4 protein-coding genes are annotated in these 2,206 nt (G+C 70.9%); 3 read left to right on the top strand and 1 reads right to left on the bottom strand.

Translation table 11 applies throughout. The annotated features are described in order from the left end of the window. Positions 1–56: 56 nt before the first annotated feature. Positions 57–251, bottom strand: a complete 195-nt coding sequence (locus ACWGIU_RS36270; RefSeq protein WP_453712333.1) for a hypothetical protein — start codon at positions 249–251, stop codon at positions 57–59. Between the two features lie 207 nt (positions 252–458). On the opposite strand from ACWGIU_RS36270, the gene ACWGIU_RS36275 reads away from it, so the two are divergent. The 3 genes from ACWGIU_RS36275 (at position 459) to ACWGIU_RS36285 (ending at position 2,161) form a co-directional block, all read left to right on the top strand. After that, entirely contained in the window at positions 459–734 is a 276-nt protein-coding gene (locus ACWGIU_RS36275; RefSeq protein WP_453712334.1) for an isoamylase early set domain-containing protein, read from the top strand. 305 nt (positions 735–1,039) lie between these two features. After that, entirely contained in the window at positions 1,040–1,621 is a 582-nt protein-coding gene (locus tag ACWGIU_RS36280; protein WP_453712335.1) for a DUF2231 domain-containing protein, read from the top strand. A gap of 171 nt (positions 1,622–1,792) precedes the next feature. Further along, positions 1,793–2,161, top strand: a complete 369-nt coding sequence (locus ACWGIU_RS36285) for a PRC-barrel domain-containing protein (protein ID WP_453712336.1) — start codon at positions 1,793–1,795, stop codon at positions 2,159–2,161. Positions 2,162–2,206 lie beyond the last annotated feature (45 nt).

Raw genomic sequence — 2,206 nt, forward strand, 5'->3', positions numbered from 1 at the left:
GGCCGGGGTGACTACGGGCTCCGGCCGGGCTCTGCGTGCGTGGGGTGTTACTCAGGTCAGATGTCGTCGTCGCGCAGGCCCTCTGCGCGCGGGAGGTCCTCCTCGCGACGATGCGTCTTCTCCTCGCGTCCCGGCTGACGGGACGGCTGGCCCGGTCCGGGGTGTGCCGGGTCCTGGCCGGGACGCTGCGGACGCCGCTGCTCCTCGCGGCCCTTGCCCGGCTCCTGGCGCTTGTCCTGCATACCGCCCATGACGGCGACTCCTTATTGACGGGGAGGTGGGAATTCCTCCCTCACCACGCTGGCACATGTAACGACATTCCGCACCATTTCCATTACGGAGAGTGGCGTGCGGGTGATACGCATGGGCGGTTGGCTCCGCCGGAATGCACGGGGATCGCCTGGTGCCGAGGATGGGTCGGGTCGCACTCATTTCCCCAACTCCCGAGGAGCCCGCCCATGCTGGAACGTACGCCGCGCAAGGACCGCAACGAGGTCACCTTCGTGCTGCCCGCCGACCATCCGCCAGGCCCGGTCAGCGTGGTGGGCGACTTCAACGAGTGGCAGCCCGGCACCCACCCCCTGGTTCCCCGCACCGACGGCACCCGCGCGGTCACCGTCACTCTGCCGGGCAGGGGCGAGCACTCCTTCCGCTACCTGGCCGCCGGCGACTACTGGTTCGACGACGAGAACGCCGACGGCCATGACGGCGTCAACAGCCGCCTTCGGACCTGAGACGAACGGGCTCGCCGGATCGCGCGTCCGCTCCCTCGGCCATGGCGGTGGCGGCGACCGCGTGCGTGCAGTCGCAACACCTCCTGGGTCGACCCTGAAGACCGGAGCGACGACCAAGACCCTCGCCGCGAACCCCGCGCACCTCGCCCGCCGCCCCAGGCCGCGCCGTACCGGGCGAGCTCACCTACGGCCTCTCCCTGGCGGCCCGACACGTCCAGCCGCGGCTCCCGCATCAGCCGGCCGGTCGTTCGGGTGGAGTCGCGGCCGAGGCGGGATCACAGCGTGACGCCGGGTAGGCGTCGTGTATGAACCCACACACCCCCGACACCTCGACCCTGGCCGCGCAGACCCCGGTGTTCGGCGCTGCCTCGACAGGGTGGCTGACCGCTCTGGACCGGCTGGAGCGAACAACGGTGGCCGATCCGGCGATCAGGGTGCTCCAGCGGGGCATCCGCGCACTCCCCCTGGGCGGGATGCGTGATCTGCTGCGCGGCAGGCCGCTGGGCCACCCCCTGCATCCCGTGCTGGTGCAGGTACCCATCGGATGCTGGCTGTCTGCCGCCGTGCTGGACCTCCTACCCGGGTCGCAGCGTGCGGCTACGACCCTCACTGCCGTCGGACTGGCCGGGGTCGCCCCGGCAGCGGTCGCCGGGTGGGCGGACTGGGCGGACCTGCCTCCCGCGCAGGCCCGGGTCGGCCTGGCCCACGCGGTCTCCAACGTGGCTACGGTCGCCTGCTACACCGCATCCCTGACGTCGCGGCTCCACGGCCGCGTGGCGAAGGGCCGGCTGTGGTCCCTGGGCGGGCTGGCTGCCGTTGCCGTCACCGGCGCGCTGGGCGGGCACGTGGCCTATCGGCAGGCCGTCGGAGCGTACCCCGCGCCGTGAGCGACGCCTGCCGAGCGCACTACGCATGCGGTCCGGTTGCGTGAAGCGGTGGAAGCGGGGCAGGCGAAGTCCAGGCGGGACCAGGACCCGCCGCGCATGACGTACGGAACAAGGAGGATCGGCGGAGAAGCGTTTCCCCGCCGTCCCCCGTTGACCGAGGAGTTGTCACGCGTGACGGAACATGTGTGGAGCTACCAGCCGACCGCGGGCCACCTGGCCGGTACGGACCTGACCGGCTACAAGGTCGAGGCGACCGACGGGGACATCGGCAAGGTCGACAAGCACTCCGACGAGGTCGGTGACGCCTACCTGGTGGTCGACACCGGTGTGTGGATCTTCGGTAAGGAGGTCCTGCTGCCGGCGAATACGGTCGTCAGGATCGACCCGGAGGAGCGGAAAATCTTCGTGGACCGCACGAAGGAACAGATCAAGGACGCCCCCGAGTTCCACCGGGACAAGCACCTCGGGGACGCCGGTTACCGGGAGCAGCTGGGCACGTATTACGGCATCGGCCCTCCCTTCGGCGGCCCTCGGGCCTGATCGCGTTCCGCGCCATGACGCCGGTCCCGACACCCTCACCCGGGT

The organism is Streptomyces sp. NPDC054840 (genome assembly GCF_053611065.1).

Coding starts and splice junctions, on each gene's coding strand:
- ACWGIU_RS36270 (WP_453712333.1), bottom strand. CDS start 251: ATGGGCGGTATGCAGGACAAGCGCCAGGAGCCGGGCAAGGGCCGCGAG.
- ACWGIU_RS36275 (WP_453712334.1), top strand. CDS start 459: ATGCTGGAACGTACGCCGCGCAAGGACCGCAACGAGGTCACCTTCGTG.
- ACWGIU_RS36280 (WP_453712335.1), top strand. CDS start 1,040: ATGAACCCACACACCCCCGACACCTCGACCCTGGCCGCGCAGACCCCG.